General features: G+C 64.4%; 13 protein-coding genes. 4 read left to right on the top strand and 9 right to left on the bottom strand.

Going from position 1 to position 11,076, the window contains the following annotated elements:
* Together B3E91_RS10765 and B3E91_RS10760 are read left to right on the top strand one after the other, a co-directional pair.
* Window positions 1-597: TRCF domain-containing protein (locus B3E91_RS10765; protein ID WP_349681596.1), on the top strand; the 597-nt coding region annotated here is incomplete at its 5' end.
* A 48-nt stretch (window positions 598-645) separates the two neighbouring features.
* Window positions 646-1,161: a CsiV family protein gene (locus tag B3E91_RS10760; protein WP_273233024.1), complete on the top strand. Its 516-nt coding sequence runs from the start codon at window positions 646-648 to the stop codon at window positions 1,159-1,161.
* A gap of 69 nt (window positions 1,162-1,230) precedes the next feature.
* Here the strand turns inward: B3E91_RS10760 and B3E91_RS10755 are convergent, their stop codons facing one another.
* Genes B3E91_RS10755 through B3E91_RS10740 form a run of 4 tightly spaced genes read right to left on the bottom strand, consistent with a single transcriptional unit; the run spans window position 1,231 to window position 4,279 of the window.
* Window positions 1,231-1,974, bottom strand: a complete 744-nt coding sequence (locus B3E91_RS10755) for an S-methyl-5'-thioinosine phosphorylase (protein ID WP_287029408.1) — start codon at window positions 1,972-1,974, stop codon at window positions 1,231-1,233.
* Window positions 1,975-1,983: 9 nt separating this feature from the next.
* Window positions 1,984-2,982, bottom strand: coding sequence for a beta-N-acetylhexosaminidase (gene nagZ / locus B3E91_RS10750; RefSeq protein ID WP_287029409.1), 999 nt, complete (start codon window positions 2,980-2,982; stop codon window positions 1,984-1,986).
* A gap of 22 nt (window positions 2,983-3,004) precedes the next feature.
* Window positions 3,005-3,529 carry a L,D-transpeptidase gene (locus tag B3E91_RS10745; RefSeq protein ID WP_090231286.1) on the bottom strand — a complete coding sequence of 175 codons (525 nt, stop codon included), beginning with the start codon at window positions 3,527-3,529 and terminating at the stop codon, window positions 3,005-3,007.
* Window positions 3,530-3,571: 42 nt separating this feature from the next.
* Window positions 3,572-4,279 carry a TetR/AcrR family transcriptional regulator gene (locus B3E91_RS10740; RefSeq protein WP_273233019.1) on the bottom strand — a complete coding sequence of 236 codons (708 nt, stop codon included), beginning with the start codon at window positions 4,277-4,279 and terminating at the stop codon, window positions 3,572-3,574.
* Between the two features lie 231 nt (window positions 4,280-4,510).
* Here B3E91_RS10740 and lexA point away from each other — a divergent pair, with 231 nt between their 5' ends.
* Window positions 4,511-5,119, top strand: a complete 609-nt coding sequence (gene lexA, locus B3E91_RS10735) for a transcriptional repressor LexA (RefSeq protein ID WP_282342239.1) — start codon at window positions 4,511-4,513, stop codon at window positions 5,117-5,119.
* Between the two features lie 12 nt (window positions 5,120-5,131).
* On the top strand, window positions 5,132-5,602 hold the full coding sequence (gene sulA, locus B3E91_RS10730; protein WP_287029407.1) for an SOS-induced cell division inhibitor SulA: 471 nt from the start codon (window positions 5,132-5,134) through the stop codon (window positions 5,600-5,602).
* A 103-nt stretch (window positions 5,603-5,705) separates the two neighbouring features.
* On the opposite strand, the gene B3E91_RS10725 is transcribed toward sulA, so the two are convergent.
* From B3E91_RS10725 to fadA, 5 genes are all read right to left on the bottom strand, one after another.
* Window positions 5,706-5,939: a hypothetical protein gene (locus tag B3E91_RS10725; RefSeq protein ID WP_090231356.1), complete on the bottom strand. Its 234-nt coding sequence runs from the start codon at window positions 5,937-5,939 to the stop codon at window positions 5,706-5,708.
* Window positions 5,940-6,308: 369 nt separating this feature from the next.
* Window positions 6,309-6,830, bottom strand: coding sequence for a DUF6586 family protein (locus B3E91_RS10720; RefSeq protein ID WP_273233016.1), 522 nt, complete (start codon window positions 6,828-6,830; stop codon window positions 6,309-6,311).
* A gap of 104 nt (window positions 6,831-6,934) precedes the next feature.
* Window positions 6,935-9,556 carry a type I DNA topoisomerase gene (topA, locus tag B3E91_RS10715; RefSeq protein WP_287029406.1) on the bottom strand — a complete coding sequence of 874 codons (2,622 nt, stop codon included), beginning with the start codon at window positions 9,554-9,556 and terminating at the stop codon, window positions 6,935-6,937.
* A gap of 120 nt (window positions 9,557-9,676) precedes the next feature.
* Window positions 9,677-9,910, bottom strand: a complete 234-nt coding sequence (locus tag B3E91_RS10710; RefSeq protein WP_273233012.1) for a DUF1653 domain-containing protein — start codon at window positions 9,908-9,910, stop codon at window positions 9,677-9,679.
* Between the two features lie 90 nt (window positions 9,911-10,000).
* Window positions 10,001-11,076 (bottom strand): acetyl-CoA C-acyltransferase FadA (gene fadA / locus B3E91_RS10705; RefSeq protein ID WP_287029405.1); only part of this gene is annotated, 1,076 nt, incomplete at its 5' end.

The raw sequence follows: 11,076 nt of genomic DNA, 5'->3' as shown, positions 1-11,076 counted from the left end.
GACCTGGAAATCCGCGGCGCCGGCGAACTGCTCGGCGACGGCCAGAGCGGGCAGATCCAGGCGGTCGGTTTCACCCTCTACATGGAAATGCTCGAGCGCGCGGTGAAGGCCATCCGCAAGGGCGAGCAGCCGAACCTCGACCAGCCGCTGGGCGGCGGCCCGGAGATCAACCTGCGTCTGCCGGCGCTGATCCCCGAGGATTATCTGCCCGACGTGCATGCGCGGCTGATCCTCTACAAGCGCATCGCCAACGCCGCCGACGAGGATGGCCTGAAGGAGTTGCAGGTGGAGATGATCGACCGTTTCGGCCTGCTTCCGGAACCGACCAAGAACCTCGTGCGTCTCACCCTGCTGAAGCTGCAGGCCGAGAAGCTCGGGATCAAGAAGGTCGACGCCGGCCCGCAAGGCGGGCGCATCGAGTTCGCGGCGGATACCGCGGTCGATCCGCTGGTGTTGATCAAGTTGATCCAGAGCCAGCCCAAACGCTACAAGTTCGAAGGGGCCACCCTGTTCAGGTTCCAGGTACCGATGGAGCGACCGGAAGAGCGCTTCAACACCCTGGAGGCGCTGTTCGAGCGCCTCGCCCCGAACGCCTGAAGACCCGGCCCGCCGCGTGCGGGCCTCTCGCCATGAAGGATTTTCGCAATGCCGCTGCTTCGCCTGTTCCCGCTGCTGCTCGCCCTCCTCGCCCCGGCGGCCTTCGCCGACGGCACCTATCAGGTCGAGGTGATCCTGTTTCGCCAGGCGCCGGCGGTGGATGCCAGCCAACCGGCCCCGGACGACTGGGCGGCCGGCGCCACACCGCTGAGCAGCGAGGCCGCCCGTGCGCTGGATAGCCAGGCAGCCAAGCTGACCGCCGGCAAGGGCTACCAAGTGCTGATGCACAAGGCCTGGCAGCAGAACATCGGCGCGACCCCGAGCAAGGTGGCCGTGAGTGCCGGCAGCGAACAGCTCGGGCATTTTCCGGTCGAGGGCACCCTGAGCCTGTCGCAGGTGCGCTTCGTCGATGTCGAGGCGGATTTCTGGGTCAATCAGTTCGATGGGCAGAACCTGATCGCCGCCAGCGAGCACCTCAAGCAGACCAGCCGGCTGAAGATCGGCGAACTGACCTACCTGGATCACTCCAGCCTCGGCCTGCTGGTGCGCGTCAGCCCGCTCTGATCGCCCTGCCGAATGGCGCAATGAAAAAGGCCGATGCACTGCATCGGCCTTTTTCATTGCGGCGCCGGCTCAGGCATCGCTCGCCAGTACCCGGCCGATCACCTCGCGCACGCGGTCGATGCTCTTGGCCAGCGCCGCCTCGATGTCGGCCATGGTGATGATCTCGACACTCTTTCCCGCCGCCGGATTCACCACCAGGGCCAGGCAGGCGTAGGGCAGCGCGAGTTCGCGCGCGAGGGCGGCTTCGGGCATTCCGGTCATGCCGACCAGGTCGCAACCGTCGCGCTCCATGCGCAGTATTTCGCCCGCGGTTTCCAGGCGTGGCCCCTGGGTGCAGCCGTAAACGCCAAGGTTGCTGTACGCGTATCCGCTGGCCTGCAGCGCCTCCAGCAGCCGCATGCGCAGCAGCTCATCGTAGGGATTGCTGAAATCGATATGGGTCACCGGTTGCGGTTCGCCATCGAAGAAGGTGCGCTCGCGGCCCCAGGTGTAGTCGATCAGCTGATGCGGCACGCACAGGTGCCCGGTGCCCATGCCGGGGTTGATGCCTCCCACGGCGTTAACCGCGATGATCGCCTCGGCGCCGGCCTGCTTGAGCGCCCACAGGTTGGCGCGGTAGTTCACCTTGTGCGGCGGCAGCCGATGCGGATGCCCGTGGCGGGCGAGGAACAGCACCTCCCGGCCGCCATACTCGCCGCGCAGGACCGGCGCCGAGGCCGCGCCGTAGGGCGTCTGTTCATCCAGCGCCACGCTCAGGTCGAGGCCTTCGAGCTGGGTCAGGCCAGTTCCACCGATGATGGCGTAAACGGTCATGCGTGCTCCTTAGTCGATCAATTGGGCGCTGCGCAACGCGGCGGTGGCCTGCAACCAGCGCGGGTGCTGGCGATAGCTGGTATCGGGCCAGCTGCGCGCACGCATGCGCGAAAGGTTGCCCGGCCGGCCGACGCGCAGACGTTGCAGACGGCTCAACGCCAGCTCGGCAGCCGCGCGGTCATTGCATACGAGCCCCATGTCGCAACCGGCGTTCAATGCCGCCTCGATGCGTTCCCCGGCATCGCCGACCACATGCGCGCCCGCCATCGACAGGTCGTCGCTGAAGATCACACCGGAGAAGCCCAGTTCGCCGCGCAGGATGTCCTGCAGCCAGCGCCGGGAGAATCCGGCCGGCTGCGCGTCGACCTGGGGGTAGATGACGTGCGCCGGCATCATCCCGTCCAGCTCGCCGGCCAGTCGTGCGAAGGGCTGCAGGTCGCAGGCGCGAATCTCTTCGAGGCTGCGCTCGTCGATCGGGATCGCCACATGGGAATCCGCTTCCGCCCAGCCGTGCCCGGGGAAATGCTTGCCGGTGGCAGCCATCCCGGCCGCCCGCAGGCCGCGAATGAAAGCGCCGGCGAGGTCCGCGGCGCGCTGCGGATCGCTCTCGAACGCGCGCGCACCGATCACCTGGCTGCGCTGGTGATCCAGATCCAGCACCGGGGCGAAACTGATATCCAGCCCCACCGCCAGCACTTCGGTCGCCATCAACCAGCCACAGTGCTCGGCCAGCGTTTCGGCATTCGCCTGCGCAGCCAACGCACGCATCGCCGGCAGCCGTACGAAGCCCTGGCGCAGGCGCTGGACGCGGCCGCCCTCCTGGTCGACGGCAAGGATCAGATCAGGGCGGAGGGCGCGAATCGAGCGACTCAGCTCGAGCACCTGACGCGGGTGCTCGATGTTGCGGGCGAAGATGATCAGGCCGCCGACTTGCGGCTGACGCAGCAACTGGCGGTCCTCGGCAGTCAGCCAGTAGCCGCCGACGTCGAGCATCAGCGAACCTTGCAGGGGAATGGTCACGGGAAAATCCTTAATCGAGCTCGGCCGACATCCACTCGGGACGAGCAGCCTCTTCGATACGAACGGGGCAATGCAGCGGCACGCGCGGATACAGCGCCAGCAGGTCGCTGTTGCGCAGCCTTATGCAGCCATGGGAACCGGGCACACCGAGGACGACGCTGTCCGGTGTGCCGTGCAGATAGATGTAGCGGCGGAAGGTATCGACCGGGCCCAGGCGGTTGAAGCCCGGCTCGCAGCCGGACAACCAGAGAATCCGCGTGAGAATCCAGTCGCGACCGGGGAACTGCTCATGCAGCTCGGTCGACCAGACCTCGCCGGTCCAGCGCCGCCCCCGCAGAACCGCGCCAAGGGGCAAGCCATCGCCGATCCTGGCGCGTACCTGATGCAGGCCACGCGGCGTGCAATTGGAACCGTTGCGCTCGCCGGCGCCATTGGCGGCGGTGGAAACCGGCAGACGCAGCACGAGACGCCCTTCGGCAAACCCGAAGAGCGTCTGGTCGTCGATGGAAATATGCAGGAGGTCAAGGTTTGGCATGCGCGCTAGCTTAGCCGATCGGCCCTCGCCCGCCCACCGCGGTCAGGCCTGGGCAGACAGCGCGGCGCTCTTGGTACGCGGACGCATCTGCGCGGCGGCCAGGGTTTCGTCGGAGATACCGGTTTCCGCGCGCATGCCCGCGGCGAGGAACGGCACCATCATGCGCATGACCTGCTCGATCGAGGTATTCACCGCGAAATCGGCCTCGGCCATCGCCCGCAACGCCTTGATCCCCGACATGCTGAACGCGGCGGCGCCCAGCATGAAGTGCACGCGCCAGAACAGTTCCAGCGGCGGAATCCGCGGCGCGGTCTCGTTGACCAACTGCATGTAACGGCGGAAGACCTTGCCGTAGACCTCTTCCAGATACTTGCGCAGGTGGCCCTGGCTCTGGCTGAACGCAAGACCGAGCAGACGCATGAATATGGAGAGGTCGTTGCCGCTGCGGGGTTTGACCGCAAGCGCCTGATCAACCAGCAGCTCGAGAAGCTCCTCGAGGCTGGCCTTCTCCTCAGGCTTGGCCTGGCGTCGCTCCAGCTCGCGCTCGAGGCTGCTGCAGAAGGGACCGAGGAAACGCGAGAAAACCGCCTGGATAAGCGCCTTCTTCGAGCCGAAGTGATAGTTCACCGCGGCCAGGTTGACGCCCGCCTTACTGGTGATGAGCCGGAGGGACGTTTCGGCGAAGCCCTTTTCTGCAAAAAGCTGTTCCGCGGCATCGAGGATGCGTTCAACGGTTTCGGACTGGGCCATGATTCAAATCGCCTGACAAACACTTGTTTGAAACATACGTTTTCAGCCCGTCTACTGTCAAGCCGCATCGCGCCTGGCCTGACGCGCCGGTCACATTTGGCCGTGCCCGTCGCGCTTTTGCAATATCCAGGCATCGCCAGGCGGGCTCGACAGGGATGCAAATGAAAGATTGCCACAGGGAATTCACTGTATATAATTCCAGTCACTGTACAAAAACCCAGAGCGCTGACCATGCTGAAACTGACGCCACGCCAAGCCGAGATCCTCGCTTTCATCAAGCAGTGCCTGGAAGACAACGGCTACCCGCCGACTCGCGCGGAAATCGCCCAGGCCCTGGGCTTCAAGTCGCCAAACGCCGCCGAGGAACATCTCAAGGCGCTGGCCCGGAAGGGCGCGATCGAAATGACCCCGGGTGCCTCGCGCGGCATCCGCATTCCCGGCAGCGAAGCCGTGGCGGACGAAGACTCGCTGCCGATCATCGGTCGCGTTGCCGCCGGGGCTCCGATCCTCGCCGAACAGAACGTCGAGGAGTCCTGCAAGATCAACCCGGCCTTCTTCCACCCGCGCGCCGACTACCTGCTGCGCGTGCACGGAATGAGCATGAAGGACATCGGCATCCTCGACGGCGACCTGCTGGCCGTGCACACGGTTCGCGAAGCGCGCAACGGCCAGGTGGTTGTTGCGCGGCTGGATGACGAGGTCACCGTCAAACGCTTCAAGCGCCAGGGCAACAAGGTCTGGTTGATCGCGGAAAACCCCGACTTCGCGCCCATCGAAGTGGATCTCGAACAACAGAGCCTGGTGATCGAAGGCTTGAGTGTCGGCGTCATTCGCCGCTAAAGGAGACGTTCCATGCAGTTCCCGCAGACGCTTGACCTCCCGCAACTGCCGCTGTTCGAGGCGTTCCTCGCCCAGCCGGCCATCCCCCTGATGACCCAGGCGCTAAATTCCCCCTGGTTGGACGAAGCGGAAGCCTTCAGCGAGATATCGCTGCGCGGAGCTGCCAATCACTGCCTCAACCTGCTGGCACCGATGCTGCGCGAACTCAGCGAGGAGACCGACGCACGCTGGCTCACGCTGATCGCACCGCCTGGCAGCCTCACGCAAGCCTGGCTGCGCGATGCGGGGCTCAACCGCGAACGGATTCTGCTGCTCCAGCCACGCGGCGAGCAGAGCGCGCTGGAGTTGACCTGCGAGGCTCTGCGTCTGGGGCGCAGTCATACCGTGGTCAGCTGGCTTCAGCTGGACCGTTCGGCGCGCACGCGCCTTGCTGCTGCGGCTCGCCAAGGTGGCGCGCAGAGCCTCAATATTCGTCTGGGTTGAGAGTTCGCCGACACAGGGACGTGTCGTGATCGACGTATTCGCTTAACTGCCGGCGCTCGCCTAGGCAGCTTCTTCTACCAAAACCGCAAAGCTTTCGCCCTTCTCAATGAAGAACGCGGGGCTCCTGGTCTCGCTCGAAATCCCCTTCCGCCATCTTCCCGGCCATTTGCACGCCAACATTCAGCATCGCCTTGGCCACTTCCACGTGGTGGCCCTGCAGGAACGCCTTGGCATCCTCGGAGAAATCCAGAACCACCAGCGCCTCCTCATCCTCGGCGCGGCGCAGCGCAATGCGCCCATCGGGCAGTTCGACGATTTCCAGGAAGGAGGTAGGCATGAAAGGGGTCTCGATGGAAGGCGCGTCATTGTAGCAGTGGAAGCCATGGGTCCCTAGTGGTATGGCGATGATCGTGATGCCGCGCCAGTGGCCCTGGTTCTCAGCCGTGATCAGACTTTTCGTCCAACCAGGGCTGCGTTTGGTGGGTCGGTGAAGCGTGACCCACCCTACGGAAGCTAAGCGTATATGGGTTACACCGATGCCGTAGGGTGGGCTTCAGCCCACCAGAGCTTCGCCCAAATTGCATGAGCCAAAGCCGATCACCGTAGCATCGCCTCCCAAGGAAGCTGAGCGCCGCCATGGCGGCATTCCAGTCATTCCCAGACCTGCCGATTCGGCGGTGCGCATGGCGCACCCTACCGCCTTAACTCAGCTTTCGGTCAGGCTCGCGCGAAAACGCAGGGCGAGTTGCTTGAGTTGCTGGCGCCAGGCTTCCAGTTCCTCGCGAGACAGCGCCGGCTCCGGTTCCTCATCCAGTGTGACCGCCTGGATCAGGGGAGTCGACGGATCGACCTTGGCTTTGCGAGGCGCCTCCGGTGGCCGGAACAGTTGCGCGTAGGCCGCCAACAGTTGGCCAAGCCAGGTCTCCGGGTGCTGCGCCATTTCCACCAGCTCGGCCATTTCCGGGCTCGGCGCGGCTTCGAGAACCGCGCGATCGAGCAGCGTCTCCGCACGCGGGGCCTGGGCGTTCGGCAGGCGATAGAACCCGGCAATCTCGTGGCACAGGCCGAGCAAGGCGCCATACAGATGGAACAGCGCCGCTTCACGCTCGGCCTGGATCAGCGCGAGCGCGTTCATTACGCGGCCTTCTTCGGCTTTGCGCCATCCGTCCAGCGCCAGCCCGGCGAAGTAGATTTTCTGGTTGGTGCGGGTATAGAGCTCATGGGCCATGCTGCTGCTCCACGCTGGCGCCGGCGAACAAGCCGGCGGATGGGGACCACGCTAGCGCTGCGCAGGCGCTTGGGCAATCGCCCGCGCGCCCGACGGCAAGGGCATCAGCGTTTGTCTTCGACCTTCCACTTGCCGCCGTCGTAGAACGCGCGCCAGCCGGTCGGCTTGCCGTCGACTTCCGACTGCACGTACTGCTCCTTGGTCTTGCGGCTGAAACGGATCACCGCCGGACGGCCTTCGGGGTCCTTCGTCGGCGCATCGAGAATGAAGTGATACTTCTCGTCCAGTTCATCCTTGTGCGGGATCAGCTCCAGCACCAAAGGCGCGCGGGTTTCGCGGTTCTTCGGGAACTGGCTGGCGGCAAGGAACAGGCCCGAAGCGCCATCACGCAGCACGTAGGTGTCGTTCACCTTCTCGCACTTGAGTTCCGGCATCTTGATCGGGTCGATCTTGGGCGGCGCGGCCTCGCCGCTCTTGAGCAGCTTGCGGGTGTTCTTGCAGGTCGGATTGGTGCAACCGAAGAACTTGCCGAAACGGCCAGTCTTCAGCTGCATCTCGCTGCCGCACTTGTCGCACTCCAGGCTCGGGCCTTCGTAGCCCTTGATCCGGTAGGTGCCCTGCTCGATCTCGTAGCCGGCGCAATCGGGGTTGTTGCCGCAGATGTGCAGCTTGCGGTGCTCGTCCAGCAGGTAGGCGTCCATCGCCGTGCTGCAGATCGGGCAGCGGTGCTTGCCGCGCAAAACGCGGGATTCGGATTCGCCCTCGTCATCCTCGGCGATCTCATCGCCGGGGATCAGGTTCAGGGTCGCCTTACAGCGTTCCTTCGGCGGCAGGCTGTAACCGGAGCAGCCGAGGAACACCCCGGTGGACGCGGTGCGAATCATCATCGGACGGCCACACAGCTGGCAGGGAATGTCGGTCGGCGTCGGCTGGTTGGCACGCATGCCGCCGGCCTCACTCTTGCCACCGGTCTCGGCCGCTTCGAGCTTGTGCTTGAAGTCGCCGTAGAACTCGTCGAGCACGTTCTTCCAGTCGCGTTCGCCTTGGGCCACGTCATCGAGGTTTTCTTCCATGCCGGCGGTGAAGCCGTAGTCCATCAGGTTGGAGAAACTCTCGGACAGCCGGTCGGTGACGATGTCACCCATCTTCTCGGAATAGAAACGGCGGTTGTGCACGGTGACGTAACCGCGGTCCTGGATGGTCGAGATGATCGCGGCATAGGTGGATGGACGGCCGATCCCGCGTTTTTCCAGCTCCTTGACCAGGCTGGCTTCGGAGAAGCGCGCCGGCGGCTTGGTGAAGTGCTGGCTGGGGTCGAGCTTGACCAGTTTCAGCGCCTCGCCTTCCTTCATGTCCGGCAACACGGCGTCTTCGCCGGGCTTGCTCTGCTGCGGTTGGACGCGGGTGTAACCGTCGAACTTGAGGATACGCCCCTTGGCTCGCAGCTCGAAGTCACCGGCCTTGACGCTGACGGTGGTCGACAGGTATTCCGCGGGCGGCATCTGGCAGGCCACGAACTGGCGCCAGATGAGGTCGTACAGGCGCTCGGCGTCGCGCTCCATGCCGGAGAGCTGGGTCGGGCGCATGTTCACGTCGGAAGGACGAATCGCTTCGTGCGCCTCCTGGGCGCCCTCCTTGCTCGAATAGGAATTCGGCTTGGCAGGCAGATACTTGGCGCCGAACTCGCCGTCGATGAAACCGCGCACCATCTCGATGGCGTCGTTCGACAGGTTGGTGGAGTCGGTACGCATATAGGTGATGTAGCCCGCCTCGTAGAGACGCTGGGCCATCATCATGGTTTTCTTCACGCCAAAGCCGAGGCGGTTGCTGGCCGCCTGCTGCAGGGTCGAGGTGATGAACGGGGCCGTCGGCTTGCTGCTGGTCGGCTTGTCCTCGCGCTTGATCACGCTATAGCTGGAGGACTTGAGCTTGGCCACAGCGGCCATCGCCTGCGCCTCGTTGACCGGCTTGAAGGCTTCGCCTTTCTCGCGAGCGACCTCGAAGCGGACCTTGGCATCCTTGGCGGTACCGAGGTCGGCGTGGATTTCCCAGTACTCCTCGGGAACGAAGGCGCGGATTTCACGCTCGCGCTCCACCACCAGCTTCACCGCCACCGACTGAACGCGCCCGGCGGACAGGCCACGGGCGATCTTCGCCCAGAGCAGCGGCGAGACCATGTAGCCCACCACGCGGTCGAGGAAGCGCCGCGCCTGCTGGGCATTGACGCGGTCGATGTCCAGTTCGCCGGGCTTGGAGAAGGCTTCCTGGATCGCCTTCTTGGTGATTTCGTTGAACACCACGCGCTTGTAGCGGCTGTCGTCGCCGCCGATGGCTTCGCGCAGGTGCCAGGCGATGGCTTCCCCCTCGCGGTCCAAGTCGGTTGCGAGATAGATGGTGTCGGCATCCTTGGCGAGACGGCGCAGTTCTTCGATCACCTTCTCCTTGCCGGGAAGGATTTCGTACTTGGCTTTCCAGCCGTGCTCCGGGTCGACGCCCATGCGGGTGAACAACTGGCGCTTGGCTTTTTCCTTGGGCGACAGCGCGGGCGCTTCGGCCGCAGCGGCCTTGCCGCGCTTGGCCGGCTCCTTGACGGCATTCCCCGAACCACTGGTGGGCAGGTCACGGATGTGGCCGATGCTCGACTTCACCACGTACTGGTTGCCCAGGTACTTGTTGATGGTCTTGGCCTTGGCCGGGGATTCCACGATGACCAGCGATTTGCCCATGGATCGGAAAATTCCTGAATTGGATGAGTAAAAAAACGAGGGGGCCGCCGTTGCGGCACCGCTATATATAGTGGCGAGAGAGCCAAGGTCAAGCGCCGGTCTTGCTCGGCGCTTCGCTTGCTAAAGCTCGAAAGAGGCTGCTTCGGCGCGAATCAGAGCAAAGCGCGGAACCTGTTCGCCGTCCACGTCGACCGTCTCGCAAAACAGGCTCAGGGGACGCACCCAGAAGCCGAACTCGCCGTACAGCGCCTGGTACACGACCATCTCCTCTTCCGTCTCGGAATGCCGAGCGACACCGATCACGCGGTACTCGGGCCCCTTGTAATGACGGTAAAGGCCGGGTTGTAGAGTCATGTCGCCTCGCTGCTCGATCAGCGCGGAAAAACCGCAGCCGAGAAAATAAAAAGCCGGGGCACCTGGCCCCGGCTTCACGTGCCGAGCGAGTTAGACGCGTTCGAACACGGTGGTGATGCCCTGACCAAGGCCGATGCACATGGTAGACACACCGAAGGTACCGCCGTTCTGTTTCATTACGTTCAACAGGGTGCCGGAAATCCGCGCACCGGAACAGCCGAACGGGTGACCCAGGGCGATGGCGCCGCCATGCAGGTTGACCTTCTGCTCCATCTTGTCGAGGAGTTTCAGGTCCTTGAGCACCGGCAGTGCCTGTGCCGCGAAGGCCTCGTTGAGTTCGACGAAATCGATGTCGTCCATGCTCAGGCCAGCACGCGCCAGCGCCTTCTTGGTCGCCGGAACCGGGCCGTAGCCCATGATCGCCGGGTCCACGCCAGCCACCGCCATCGCACGCACCACGGCCAGCGGCTGGATGCCGAGGTCCTGGGCGCGCTGGGCCGACATGACGATCATGCAGGATGCGCCGTCGGTGATCTGCGAGGACGTCCCCGCGGTCACGGTACCGCCTTTCGGGTTGAACGCCGGTTTCAACGCCGCCAGGCTTTCCAGGGTGGTCTCCGGACGAATGGTTTCGTCGTAGTCGAAGACTTTCAGGAAGCCGTTCTCGTCGTAGCCCTGCATCGGGATGATCTCATCCTTGAACTTGCCTTCGACGGTGGCCTTGTGGGCCAGCTGGTGCGAACGCACACCGAACTGGTCCTGGGCTTCGCGGCTGATGCCGTGCATCTTGCCGAGCATTTCGGCGGTCAGGCCCATCATCCCCGAGGCCTTGGCGGCATACAGGGACAGGTGCGGGTTCGGGTCTACGCCGTGCATCATGCCGACGTGGCCCATGTGCTCCACGCCGCCGACGACGAAGACGTCGCCGTTGCCGGTCTGGATCGCCTGGACGGCGGTGTGCAGCGCGCTCATCGACGAACCGCACAGACGGCTGACGGTTTGCCCGGCGCTGGTGTGCGAGATCTGGGTCATCAGCGAGGCCATGCGCGCGATGTTCCAGCCCTGTTCCAGGGTCTGGTTGACGCAGCCCCAGATCACGTCCTCGACTTCGGCCGGATCGACCTTGCCGTTACGCTCCAGCAATTTGCTGATCAGGTGCGCGGACA

Source organism: Pseudomonas sp. UBA6310 (genome assembly GCF_002438225.1).
GTDB classification, from domain to species: Bacteria; Pseudomonadota; Gammaproteobacteria; order Pseudomonadales; family Pseudomonadaceae; genus Pseudomonas_O; species Pseudomonas_O kuykendallii.
This window is presented reverse-complemented; position numbering and strand designations above follow the sequence as displayed.